At 68.5% G+C, this 12345-nt stretch carries 8 protein-coding genes; 3 read left to right on the forward strand and 5 right to left on the reverse strand.

Going from position 1 to position 12345, the window contains the following annotated elements; all coding sequences use genetic code 11:
• Window positions 1–6: 6 nt before the first annotated feature.
• Window positions 7–1635 (forward strand): alkaline phosphatase D family protein, encoded by a 1629-nt coding sequence (locus COC42_RS08910; protein ID WP_096342769.1) that lies wholly within the window; start codon window positions 7–9, stop codon window positions 1633–1635.
• 73 nt (window positions 1636–1708) lie between these two features.
• Here COC42_RS08910 and COC42_RS08915 read toward each other — a convergent pair whose 3' ends face one another.
• A complete protein-coding gene (locus tag COC42_RS08915; protein ID WP_176484599.1) occupies window positions 1709–4003 on the reverse strand; it encodes a TonB-dependent receptor in 2295 nt (764 codons plus the stop codon).
• A 153-nt stretch (window positions 4004–4156) separates the two neighbouring features.
• Between COC42_RS08915 and COC42_RS08920 the strand changes: the two genes are divergently transcribed.
• Complete coding sequence (locus COC42_RS08920; RefSeq protein WP_096342771.1) at window positions 4157–5284, forward strand: cobalamin-independent methionine synthase II family protein; 1128 nt, start codon at window positions 4157–4159, stop codon at window positions 5282–5284.
• Between the two features lie 108 nt (window positions 5285–5392).
• On the opposite strand, the gene COC42_RS08925 is transcribed toward COC42_RS08920, so the two are convergent.
• The 4 genes from COC42_RS08925 to COC42_RS08940 are packed head-to-tail and all read right to left on the reverse strand — an operon-like array spanning window position 5393 to window position 10226.
• On the reverse strand, window positions 5393–6601 hold the full coding sequence (locus COC42_RS08925; RefSeq protein ID WP_096342772.1) for an ABC transporter permease: 1209 nt from the start codon (window positions 6599–6601) through the stop codon (window positions 5393–5395).
• Window positions 6601–7314: an ABC transporter ATP-binding protein gene (locus COC42_RS08930; protein WP_096342773.1), complete on the reverse strand. Its 714-nt coding sequence runs from the start codon at window positions 7312–7314 to the stop codon at window positions 6601–6603. Before COC42_RS08930 ends, COC42_RS08925 begins: the two co-directional genes overlap by 1 nt.
• Entirely contained in the window at window positions 7304–8734 is a 1431-nt protein-coding gene (locus COC42_RS08935; RefSeq protein WP_096342774.1) for an efflux RND transporter periplasmic adaptor subunit, read from the reverse strand. Before COC42_RS08935 ends, COC42_RS08930 begins: the two co-directional genes overlap by 11 nt.
• A gap of 7 nt (window positions 8735–8741) precedes the next feature.
• Window positions 8742–10226 (reverse strand): efflux transporter outer membrane subunit, encoded by a 1485-nt coding sequence (locus tag COC42_RS08940; RefSeq protein WP_096342775.1) that lies wholly within the window; start codon window positions 10224–10226, stop codon window positions 8742–8744.
• A gap of 155 nt (window positions 10227–10381) precedes the next feature.
• Here COC42_RS08940 and acs point away from each other — a divergent pair, with 155 nt between their 5' ends.
• Window positions 10382–12325, forward strand: a complete 1944-nt coding sequence (acs, locus tag COC42_RS08945) for an acetate--CoA ligase (protein ID WP_096342776.1) — start codon at window positions 10382–10384, stop codon at window positions 12323–12325.
• The last annotated feature ends 20 nt before the right edge of the window (window positions 12326–12345 follow it).

A 12345-nucleotide genomic window follows, 5' to 3' on the forward strand; every position in this document is an offset into this window, starting at 1 on the left:
GCAACCATGACCCTTCGCATCGACCGCCGCTCGCTTCTCGTCACCGGCACGCTGGGCCTCGGCGCCTTTGCCCTCCCCGGCTTCGCGCGGCAGGCGACGGTCCTGTCGGCGCGCGGCTTCAGCCACTCGGTGGCGAGCGGCGAGCCGGGGGCGACGACGATGCTGCTCTGGACCCGCTACGTCCCCGCGGACGGCGCCCCGGCCAAGGTGAAGGTAGAGATCGCCGAGACGGCCGACTTCGCGCGCGTCATCGCGGGCGGCGAGATGGTGACCGGGCCGTGGCGCGACCACACGGTCAAGATCGACGTCGCCGGCCTCAAGCCCGCCACCCGCTATCACTATCGCTTCGTCGCCCCCGACGGCAGCCGCTCGCCCGTCGGCCGCACGAAGACGCTGCCCGAGGGGCCGACGCCGAGCTTCAAGGCAGCGATCTTCTCCTGCTCGAACTACGGCTTCGGCTTCTTCAACGCCTATGCGCATGCGGCGGCGCGCGGCGACCTCGACCTCGCCATCCATCTCGGCGACTATATCTATGAATACGCGCCCGCCAATTATCCGGCGGCGAACGAGGTGGTGGCGGGTCGCGTGCCGCAGCCGTTCAAGGAGATCGTCGCCCTTGCCGACTATCGCCTGCGCTATGCCAGCTATCGCGCCGACCCCGACCTTCAGGCACTGCACGCCGCGATGCCGATGGTCGTCCAGTGGGACGATCACGAATCGACCAATGATTCGTGGGAGGGCGGCGCCCAGAATCACCAGCCGGAGGAAGGCAACTGGAGCACCCGTCGCGCAGCTGCCGTGCAGGCCTATCGCGAATGGCTGCCCGTCAGCGAGGAACCGTGGAAGGCTTATGACATCGGCAGCCTCGCCACGCTCTATCGCACCGAGACGCGGCTGTTCGCCCGCTCGCAGCCGCCCGAGCTCGCGCCGCTGTTCATGAAGGGCGGCGATCCGGTCCCCGCGCTCAAGGCGTTCCGCGACGGGCCGTGGCAGGATCCGTCGGTGACGATGATGGGCACCGAGCAGGAGCGCTGGCTCGATGCCGCCATGGCCGCGTCGGTGCGGAGCGGCACGCCCTGGCAGGTGGTCGGCTTCGGCACGATCATGGGCAACACCCGTGCGCCCGAAGAAGCGCTCGGCTGGATCAAGGCCGACGCGCCGGCGCGGACGCAGGCCTATGTCAAGGCGGGGGTCATGGCGAGCAAGCTCGGCCTGCCCTCCAACCTCGACAATTGGGGCGGCTATCCGGCGGCGCGCGCGCGGTTCCTGAAGTCGGCACAGGCCCATGGCGGCAGCACGATCGTCATCGCGGGCGACAGCCATAATGCCTGGGCCTATGACCTGGCACAGGACGGCCGCCCGGCTGCGACCGAGTTCGCCGGACAGGGGGTCACCTCGCCCGGCTATGAGAGCGCGATCTCGGTCGATCCGAAGCGCGTCGCCGCGGCGATGGTCGCCGCCAATCCCGAGCTGAAATGGTGCGACACCTCGCGCCGTGGCTACATGGCGCTGACGCTGACGCCCGAGACGGCGAGTAACGAATGGCTGTTCGTCGATACGGTGCGCGAGCGGCGCCCGGCGGCGAGCGTCGGCCACAAGGCGACGGTCGCACGCCGGCGGAACGTGATGGCGTGATCGCCTGAGAACGGCCCGCCGCCTTCATCCGACCCCATCGTCACCCGGCGTCCGAGCCGGGCTGACGCAAAGGTCAGAACTTGTACCCCACCGACGCGCCCCATTCGCGCGGCCTGCCATAGCTGACCTCGGCCAGCCCGAACGCCGGGCTGGCATTGCCAGAGACGAGGTACAGCGTGTCGGTCAGGTTGGTGCCGAACACCGACACCGTGATTGCTTCGCCCGGCAGCGTGTACGAAAGTCGCGCGTTGACCAGCGCATATCCGTCGTCGGTGATGAGCGGGGTGTTGGCGACGTCGTGGAAGGTGCGGCTGTAATAACTCACGTCGCCGCGCAGCGACGCCTTGCCGCCGGCGATCTCACGGCTCGCCTCGAACCCCGCGGTCGCCGTCACCTCGGGCGCCTTGACGAACTTGCTATTGGTCGTGATCGGCAGCACCTGGGTCGGGCCCAGCCCCTGCCCCACCTCGGTATAGCGTGCGCGCAGGAGGCCGAGTGAGGCGTTGGCGGTGAACCAATCGGCGGGGCGCGCGACGAACTCGGCCTCGACTCCCTCGACGCGCCCGCGCGCGGCATTGGCGACGAAGTTGAAGGGCGTCTGGTTCACCGTCAGCTGGATGTCGTTATAGTCGCCGCGGAAGACGGCGACATTGGCGGTCAGCTCTCGGTTCGCCGTCTCGGCCTTAATGCCGACCTCATAGCTGTCGAGCGTTTCGGGCTCGTAGCGCGTGACCTCGTCGTTGGAGACGAGCGGGCGGCCGTTGAACCCGCCTTGCTTGAACCCCTGCGAGTAGCTCGCATAGACGAGCACCGTGGGCGACAGCTTCCAGTTGACGCCGACGCGCGGGGTGAAGTCGTCGAACGTGTCCGACCGCGTCGCGTCGATGAAGGTCACATTGTCGCGCTGGCGCACGACGAAGGTGCGGAAAGTCTTCTTATCCGAGCTGTAGCGGCCGCCGAGCTCAATCGAGAAATCGGGGAAGATCTCGAAGCTCGCCTGCGCGAACACGGCGTAGCTTTCGTTGTCGGTGAAGTTGTTGGGAAAGGCCGCCGGGCTGAACGGCGGCGGCAACGGCGGGTCGAGCCCGACGGCGAGGTCGGCGCGCGCCAGGTCCTGTGCCTTTTCCTTGAAGTAGAAGCCGCCGAGCACGAAGGTCAGCCGGTCGTCGAGGAGGTTGCCCGACAGCTGGACTTCCTGGCTGAACTGCCACTGGCGGTCGTCATTGCCCGTTTCGCGGAACACGAAGGGCGTGTTGTCTCCGTCGCGGTTAAAGACGGCGTGCATGTCGCGATAAGCACTGATCGACTTGAGCGTCAGCCCCTCGGCAAAGTCCCAGGCGATCGTCCCCTGCACGCCCCAGAGGTCGAGGTCGTTGCGGTTCGGCCCGCCCGCCCAGGTGGTGAAGGGGTCGTCGGTAATGAAGCTGGGATTGAGCGTCGGCTGCCCGTTGGGCGCGACGATGCCGCGCGTGGGCGCCACGAAGCGGTTGTAGTTGTTGAGGAACGGAATGCCGGTGATGCCCGGCCGGTTGCCCACCGCCAGCAGCTTGCTCGGCGCGCTATTCTCGCGCGCGCGCGTATAGTCGCCGCCGATGTCGATCGTCAGGTTGTCGGCGGGCCTCAGGCGCAACTTGGCGCGGATCATGTCCGAGTTCCGGTTGCCGAGCGTCTCCCCGTCGAGCAGCCGCGTGACATAGCCGTCGCGGTTGAGCGTCGCGCCCGAGATGCGGAGCGCCGCCATGTCGCCAAGGGGGATGTTGACCGCGCCCTTCACGTCGATGCGGTTGAAGCTGCCGGTCGTGGCCTCGACCCGGCCCGACCATTCGCCGATTTCGGGCGCGGCGGTGGTGATGAGCACCGCGCCGCCGATCGTGTTGCGGCCGAACAGCGTCCCCTGCGGCCCACGCAGCACCTGCACGCTCGAGATGTCGACCGCGTCCATGATCCCGCCGATCGAGCGGGCATAATAGACGTCGTCGACATAGAAGCCGACGCCGGGGTCGGAGAAGATCGCGAAGTCGTTCTGGCCGACGCCGCGCACGAAGACGGTCGCGTTGTAATTGCCGCCCGACAGTGCCGCGGCCCCGTCGAAGCGGATGTTGGGCGTGTACTTCGCCACCTGGTCGAGCGTGTCGATTCCGCGTGCGGCCAGTGCCTCGCCGCTCAGCGCAGTGATCGCCACGGGCACGTCCTGCAGCCGCTCGGTGGTGCGGCGCGCGGTGACGAGAATGTCGTCGCCGCTCTCTTCGGCCGGGTCGGCCGCGGCGATCCCGCTCGGTGCCTGATCCTGCGCATATGCCGACAGCGGTGTGGCCAAGGCGGCCAGTCCGGCGCCCGACACGAGCGCCACGCGAAGCAATCCCGTCATCATCCATCCCCTGGCTGCGGCCTCTTTGACGAGCCGTTGGTGGAAGAATGTAATAGCATGAAACAATAATCAAGCGTTTTCGGACGCGATTGCTCTTCGCGTATGCGGAACCTACAGAAGGACGAAAGAAATCGGCGCCGGGGAGGGAAGGCCATGACGATCGCGACGACGCATGTCGGGAGCCTGCCGCGCGGGCCGGAACTGACCCCGCTGCTGCTCGCGCGCGATCATGGCGAACCCTATGACGCCGATGCCTTCGATTCGGCCGTGCAGGCCGCCGTCGCCGATGCCGTCGAGCGGCAGGTCGCAGCCGGCGTGACGATCGTCAGCGACGGCGAGCTCGGCAAGGTCGGCTACTCGACCTACATGATCGAGCGGCTGTCGGGATTCGGCGGCCACACCGACCGCAAGCCCGCCGCCGACCTCGCGCCCTTGCCCGAGCTTCGCGCCAAGCTCGCGCACATCATGGGATCGCAGGAGTTCACCCGCGCCTCGTGCATCGGCGACGTGCGGCTGGTGAACCTCCAGCCACTCCACGACGATATCCGCCGGTTCGAGGCGGCGCTGGCCAAGCTGCCGACCCGCCCGCGCGCGTTCATGAATGCCGCCTCGCCGGGGCTCATCACCGCCTTTCAGGTCAACCGGCACTACCCGAGCCACGAGGCCTATCTCGCCGATCTCGTGACCGCGATGACCCCCGAGTACGAGGCGATCGTCGCGGCGGGGTTCGAGCTCCAGCTCGACTGCCCCGACCTCGCCATGTCGCGCCACACCGGCTGTCAGGACATGGACGAAGCCGATTTCCTCAAGGTGATCGAGGCGAATGTCGAGGCGCTGAACGCCGCGACCGCGGGCATCGACCCGGCCGCCATGCGGATGCACGTCTGCTGGGGCAATTACGAGGGGCCGCACGACCACGACATCCCGCTCGAGCGGATCATCGACATCGTCCTGCGCGCCCGCCCCGCGACGATCCTGTTCGAGGCGGCGAACCCGCGCCACGAGCATGAGTGGAAGGTCTGGGCCGGCGCCCGCATCCCCGACGACAAGCTGCTGGCGCCGGGCCTGATCGACACCTGCTCCAACTATCTCGAGCATCCCGAGCTGATCGCCCAGCGGATCGAGCGCTTCGCCGCCATCGTCGGCAAGGATCGGGTAGTGGCGAGCACCGACTGCGGCTTCGGCACCTTTGCCGGATACGGGAAGATCGACCCCGCGATCAGCTGGAAGAAGCTCGCCGCGCTGCGCGAGGGGGCGGAGATCGCGGAGGGGCGTCTATAATCGTCCCGTTTGGTTAGAGCGTAGTCGGGAACCCCCGCCGAACGCAGTCGAGGCATTCTCGCTACCGCTCGAGAGAAGTTCTCGAGTTCGCTCGAACCGAACGGTCGGCTACTCGTGCCGCAGCGCGTCGATCGGGTTGAGCGCCGCCGCCCGCCGCGCCGGGAAGAAGCCGAACACCACGCCGATCACCGCCGAAATGAGGAACGCGATCAGGTTGATCTGCGGCACGAAGATCCACGGCACCTGCATCACGGGCGCGAGCAGCGCGATCGCAATCTGGCCGAGGATCAGGCCGACAAGCCCGCCCAGCATCGACAGCACGATCGCCTCGACCAGGAACTGGAGCAGCACCTCGCGCGCGACCGCACCGATCGCAAGGCGGATGCCGATCTCGCGGGTGCGTTCGGTCACGCTCACCAGCATGATGTTCATGATGCCGATGCCGCCGACGACCAGGCTGATCGCCGCCACCGCCGTCACGATGCTGGTAAGGAGCGTCGTCGTGCCCGTCAGCGTCGCCGAAATCTGCGCGGTGTCGAAGATGTTGAAATTGTCCTCGGCGCCGGGCTGGATCCGCCGCCGCTCGCGCAGCAGCGTCGAGAGCTGGTCCTGCACCTGCGCCGAATCGTAATCGCCGTCTACACCCACCAGCATCAGACGGATGTCGCGATTGCCCGTCAGCCGGCGCTGCACCGTCTTGATCGGCATGATGACGACATCGTCCTGATCGCCGCCGAACCCCGCCTGACCACGTGTTTCCAGCGTGCCGATCACGTCGCAGCTGATGTCGTTCACGCGCATCCGCTTGCCGATCGCGTCGGTGTCGCGGAACAGGTTGGTGCGCACGGTATTGCCGATGATGCACACCGCCTTGCCCGCTTCCTCCTCGGCCGGCAGGAAAGTACGCCCCCCGGTCAGGTTCCACGGCTGCACCTTGAAATAGGCATCGGTGGTGCCGTTGACCGTCGTCGACCAGTTGGCGCCGTTGTAGATCGCCGTTGCCGTCGACTGCGCCTGCGGCGCGACCGCAGTCACGCCGCCGATCTGCTCGCGCACTGCATCGACATCCTCCTGCTCGAAGTCGGGCGGGCGCGGCCCGCCGCCGCCGCGGCCGAAGCCCTGGCCCGGGCGCACCTGCAGGATGTTGGTGCCGAGGCTGGCGATCTGCTGCTGCACCGCCGCCGTCGTCGCCTGTCCCAGCGTCACCATCGTCACCACCGCCGCCACGCCGATGACGATGCCGAGGATGGTGAGGAACGAACGCAGCAAATGCCGCCGGATCGACCGCACCGCGAGCGTGAAAGTGGTGAAGAGCATCAGACCGCCTCGCCCTGTCGGTGGTTGCGGTCGATGCGCTCGACGAGACCGTCCTTGAAATGGACCACGGTGTGCGCGAACGCGGCCATGTCGGGTTCGTGAGTGACCATCAGCACAGTGATGCCGCTGCCCTGGTTGAGGTCGGTCAGGAGCTCCATGATCTCGATCGACCGTTCGCTGTCGAGGTTGCCGGTGGGTTCGTCGGCGAGGAGCACGTCAGGGCTGGTGACGATCGCGCGGGCGATGGCGACGCGCTGCTGCTGGCCGCCCGACAGCTCGGCGGGGGTATGGTCCCACCAGTCGGCGAGGCCCACCTTGTCGAGCGCCGCCATGCCGCGCTCGCGCCTGAGCTTCTTGTCCTCGCCGCGATAGAGGAGCGGCAGCTCGACATTCTCGAGCGCGCTCGTCCGGCTCAACAGGTTGAACCCCTGGAACACGAAGCCGAGATATTTGCGGCGGAGGAGCGCGCGCTGATCACGGTCGAGCGTCTCGACATGAACCCCCTTGAAGGTGAAGGCGCCGCCAGTCGGCACGTCGAGACAGCCGAGGATGTTCATCGTCGTCGACTTGCCTGACCCCGATGGACCCATGACGGCGACGAAATCACCGCGCGCGATGTCGAGGTCGACACCCTTCAGCGCCTGGAACGCGGTCGGCCCGTCGCCATAGGTCTTGGTGACGCCGCGCAGCTGGATGATGGGATCAGCCGCCACGCTGGCCCCCGCCGCTGCGTCCTTGCCCGCCGCCGCTGCCGCCCTTCTTGCTCAATTGGCCGCCGGTCTTGCGCGCATTGTCGCCGGCAAGCTGGCCGGTGATGATGTTCATGCCAGGGCGCAGATTGCCCGACAGGATCTCGGTCACCTGCCCGTCGCTCTCGCCCACGGTCACGCGCACGGGCTGCGGCTCGTTGTTCTCGCCGAGGATATAGACGGTCTGCTGCGAACCGCGGCCAATCGTTGCGGTTCGCTCGCCGCCGCCACCGCCGCCGCGCCGGCGCCGCGGGCCGGGAATGATCTGGCTGGCCAGCCCGCCCTTGCTCGCATCCGCGCCGCCGCCCGTCGCGGGCTGGAAGCGGAGCGCCGCGTTGGGGATCAGGAGGACATTCTGCCGCTCGGTCGTGACGATCTCGGCGGTCGCGGTCATGCCGGGACGCAGGCGCAGCTCGGCATTGGCGACCGACAGCTTGGCGGCATAGCTGACCACCTGACCCGTCGTCGTGCCGGTCGTCCCGGTGCTCGAAGAGGACGCGCTCGCTTCCGACACCGACAGGTTCGAACCGACATCGACGCGGCTGATCGTGGCGGGAAAGCGCTCGCCGGGGAAGGCGTCGACGGTGAAGGTCGCGCGCTGGCCGTTCTTGACGCTGCCCACGTCCGCCTCGTCGATCGCGACCTCGAGCTCCATCTGGCTGAGGTCCTCGGCGATGACGAAGAGCGTAGGCGTATTGAAGGAGGCGGCGACGGTCTGGCCCGGATCGACCTGGCGCGCCAGCACCACGCCGTTGACGGGCGAGCGGATGATCGCACGCTCGCGCTGCGTCTGGCTGGCCGAGAGCTGCGCGCGGGCGGCGGCGACGTTCGCCTCGGCAGTGCGGACGCCCGCCACGCCGCGTGCGGCCGCGGCGCGGGCGGTATCGAGTTCGGTCTTGGCCGGCACCCGCCCGCCCGACAGGCGGCTCACCTCCTCAAACCGGGCGAGCGTCGCGCGCGCCTCAGTCAGGGTCGCCTGCGCCTGCTGCACCGCCGCCTGCTGCGCGGCGAGATTCGCCTGGTTCTGGCGGATCTGGTCGTCGAGCTGCTCGGGATCGATCAGCGCCAGCGCCTGACCCGCGCGCACGCGGTCGTTGACGTCGACCACGACCTCAGTGACGAGGCCCGACAGCTGCGAGCCGACCGTCACCTGGTTGGTGGGGGCGAGCTTGCCCGTCGCCGACACGGTGACCTCCAGATTGCCCTGCCGCGCGGGGACCGTCGCATATTCGGTCCGGGCATCGCCGCGGAAGAAGGACATCGTGCCCCAGACGAGCAGCACAAGGCCGAGCGCCACCAGCGCCCATTTGGCGTAGCGGCGCCACTTCGGCTCGGACTTGGCGCCGAGAAAGGCGTCGAGATCGGCGGGGGTCTGGTCGGCCATAAGGGAGTCAGTCCTGCTGCCGCGCATCGAGCGCGCGGGTCGTCGTGTTTTCGGTCGTCGGCACGGTGCCCGCGTCCCAGCCGCCACCCAGCGCCGCGAACAGCTGGACGAGCGCGGTCGCCTCGTCGCTCGCCGCGGTGGTGAGGCTGTTGCGGGCCGACAGAAGCTGCGTCTCGGTCTGGTTGAGCGTCGTGAAGTCGGTGAGGCCCGCGCGATACTGGCTGCGCGCAAGGATCGCCGAGTTGTTCGCGGCGTCGAGGGCGATGCGGAACTGGACGGTGCGGTCCTGCGCGGTGCGCAGCGCCACTACGGCGTTTTCGACCTCCTCGAGACCCGTCAGCACGCTCGACTTGTAGGCGAGGAAGGCGGCGTCGGCCGCAGCGCGCTGGGCCCGGACGGCGGCGCGGGTGCGGCCGCCATCGAAGATCAGCTGCTGAAGCCCCGCAAACAGCGTGCCCGTGATGATCTCGCCCAGGCTGCCGATCGTGCTCGCCGCGCTGTCGATACCGCCCGACAGGCCAAGTGAGGGATAAAGCTGCGCCTCGGTCACGCCGATTTGTGCGGTCGCCGCGGCCAGCGCGCGTTCGGCCGAGCGCACGTCGGGGCGCTGACGGAGGGTGTCGGCGGGTATCCCCGTCCCAACCGCGGCGGGGCCGCGCGGGATCGGGCGGACGGCGGCCAGCTCGCCCTTGAGCGCGCCCGGCGCCTGCCCGGTCAATACGCCGAGGCGCGAAACGGCGCTGTTGTAGCTCGCCTCCAGGCTGGGGATGGTCGCCGCGGTCTGTGCCCGCTGTGCGCGCGCCTGCTCGGCATCGAGCGAGGAGACGAGGCCGGCCTGCACGCGAAAGCCGGCAATCTCCAGATTGTCGTCCTGGATCTGAAGGCTCTGGCGAGCATTGGCGATCTGCGCCTGCGCCGCGCGCGCGAGGATGTAGTTGCGCGCGATCTCGGCCTGGGTGCTGACCAGCACCGTCGCATAGTCGTAGCCTGCACCCTCGTAGCTCGCCCGCGCACCCTCGACCGAGCGGCGCACGCCGCCGAACAGGTCGACCTGGTAACTGGCGTCGAGCCCGAGCGAGAAATTGTCCGAGCTGCCCTGCCCGGTATTGATGATCGTACCGTCAGGCAGCTGGGTCTGCTGGCTGCCGCCGCGCAGCACCTGTCGCCGCGAATAGCCGCCCGAGCCCGACAATGAGGGGAGGAAGTCGGCGCGCGCCTGCACCAGCTGCTCGCGCGCCTGCCGAAGGCGGGCGACGGCCTGCGCGACATCGAGATTGTCGGGCGCCGCCTGCGCGACGAGGCGCTGGAGCAGCGGATCGTCGAACCGCTCCCACCAGCGGGTCAGATCCTCGGCCGTGGCGGTGCCGGGCACCGAATAGGCCTGCGGCACGCCGAGTGCCGAGGGCGATGCGGGGCGATAATCCGGCCCGGCCGCGCATCCGGCGAGCGGCACGGCGCAGGCGAGCAACAGCGAAAGGGCACGGGCGGTCATCGACAAGGTTGATGCCGACGCGCCGCCGGAGCGGCAACCGCTTTTGTGTCGCGAATTGTATCGGCCGGATCGTGCCCGTTCAGCGCCAAGCGGGTTGACCCGGCGGATTTCGCGCGTTTGGAAGAAGGCAACCCAGATCATCGGAGAGCGACCCCATGCCCGACCGCGCCCTTTATCCCGTGCCCCCGGAATGGGCAGGCCGCGCGCATGTCGATGCGGCGGGGTACGAGCGACTGTACCGGGCAAGCCTTGAGGATGCCGACGCCTTCTGGCTCGAACAGGCGAAGCGCCTCGACTGGGTGAAGGCGCCGACGGTAGCGGGCAACTGGTCGTTCGACGAGGCCGATTTCGGCATTAAATGGTTCGAGGACGGCGTGCTCAACGTGTCGGTCAACTGCATCGACCGGCACCTCGCCACGCGCGGTGACGAGACCGCGATCATCTGGGAACCCGACAGCCCCGATGGCGAGGGCCGGCGGTTCACCTATCGCGAGTTGCATGGCGAAGTCTGCCGCTTCGCCAACGTCCTGAAGGCGCAAGGCGTCGCGAAGGGCGACCGCGTGACCATCTACCTGCCGATGATCCCCGAGGCCGCGTTCGCGGTGCTTGCGTGTGCGCGGATCGGCGCGATCCATTCGGTGGTGTTCGGCGGGTTCTCGCCCGAGGCGCTGGCGGGCCGGATCGAGGACTGCGATTCGAAGATCGTCGTCACCGCCGACGAGGGCTGCCGCGGCGGCCGGCGCGTGCCGCTCAAGGCCAATGTGGACGAGGCGGCCAAGCGCGCGCCGAGCCTTGAGAAGGTGCTCGTCGTCCGCGCGACGGGCGCCGACGTGCCGATGACCGGAGGCCGCGACGTCTGGTTCCATGACGCGGCGGCCGGCGTCGATACCGACTGCCCGCCCGAGCCGATGAACGCCGAGGACCCGCTGTTCATCCTCTATACCAGCGGCTCGACGGGCAAGCCCAAGGGGGTGCTGCACACCACCGGCGGCTATCTGCTCTGGGCCAGCCTGACGCATCACTGGTGCTTCGACTATCGGCCGGGCGAGGTGTGGTGGTGCGCGGCCGATATCGGCTGGGTGACGGGGCACAGCTACATCGTCTACGGACCCCTCGCCAACGGCGCGACGACGCTGATGCACGAAGGCGTGCCCAACTGGCCCGATGCCAGCCGCATCTGGCAGATCGTCGACAAATATGAAGTGGACACGCTCTACACCTCGCCCACCGCGCTGCGTTCCTTGATGAAGGAGGGCGAGGCGCCGGTGAAGGCGACCAGCCGGAAGTCGCTGAAGCTCCTCGGCAGCGTCGGCGAGCCGATCAACCCGGAGGCGTGGCGCTGGTATCACGACGTGGCGGGCGACGGCCGCTGCCCGATCGTCGATACCTGGTGGCAGACGGAGACCGGCGGCGTGCTGATCGCCCCGCTCCCCGGCGCGACCGACCTCAAGCCTGGCTCCGCGACCAAGCCGCTGCCGGGGGTCGCGCCAGAGCTGGTCGATGCCGAGGGGCAGGTGCTGGAGGGAGCGGCCGACGGCAATCTCGTCCTCACCCGATCGTGGCCGGGGCAGATGCGGACGGTCTGGGGCGACCACGACCGCTTCTTCCAGACCTATTTCTCGACCTACAAGGGCAAGTATTTCACCGGCGACGGCTGCCGCCGCGACGAGGATGGCTACTATTGGATCACCGGCCGGGTCGACGACGTCATCAACGTCTCGGGCCACCGGATGGGCACCGCCGAGGTCGAGAGCGCGCTCGTCGCCCACCCGAAGGTGGCCGAGGCCGCGGTCGTCGGCATGCCGCACGAGGTGAAGGGCCAGGGCATCTACGCCTATGTGACGCTCAACGCCGGGGTGGAGGCGTCGGACGACCTCCGCGACGAGCTGTGCAAATGGGTGCGGCGAGAGATCGGCCCGATCGCCACCCCCGACGCGCTTCAGTTCGCCCCCGGCCTCCCCAAGACGCGCTCGGGCAAGATCATGCGCCGCATCCTGCGCAAGATCGCCGAGGGCGACGTGGGATCGCTCGGCGACACCTCGACGCTCGCCGATCCCGCCGTGGTCGACGATCTGGTCGAGAACCGCGTGACGCGCTGATCCAGATTGTGGCGGGCACG

The organism is Sphingomonas spermidinifaciens, from assembly GCF_002351485.1.
Lineage (GTDB): Bacteria > Pseudomonadota > Alphaproteobacteria > Sphingomonadales > Sphingomonadaceae > Sphingomonas > Sphingomonas spermidinifaciens.